The following is a 353-nucleotide window of genomic DNA, read 5'->3' as shown; positions in this document are numbered from 1 at the left end:
CGCAGCGCCTACAGTTCGGAATTCAAGCTGCGGGTTCTGTCACATCAGGACCGTGAACGACTGTCCAGCCGTCGGGTCGCCGCCATCTATGACATCCGCAATCCGAACCAGGTTGTGGTCTGGCGACGCGACATTTCTGAGGGCGACGCGCAAGCTCTGGGGAACACCATGCCAAAGCCAGATAAGAAGCCAGAACAACATTGCTCAGACACATCGCCCAAGGCCATCCCCGATTCGGCGGACGCCCTGCGCGAAGAGAACGAGCGACTGCGCGCCGAGGTCGCGTACTTAAAAAAAGTGCACGCCTTGATCCGGGCGAAGAGATCACTTGCGCCGACAAAGCGCGCTTGATC

The 353-nt window shown here is 59.2% G+C and carries 1 protein-coding gene; it reads left to right on the top strand.

Annotated elements, in window-relative coordinates; genetic code table 11:
• On the top strand, positions 1-351 hold a 351-nt coding region (locus QN413_RS27175; protein WP_416352259.1), incomplete at its 5' end, for a transposase.
• Positions 352-353 lie beyond the last annotated feature (2 nt).

Source organism: Variovorax sp. LG9.2, from assembly GCF_035018885.1.
Taxonomy (GTDB): domain Bacteria; phylum Pseudomonadota; class Gammaproteobacteria; order Burkholderiales; family Burkholderiaceae_C; genus Variovorax.
This window is presented reverse-complemented; position numbering and strand designations above follow the sequence as displayed.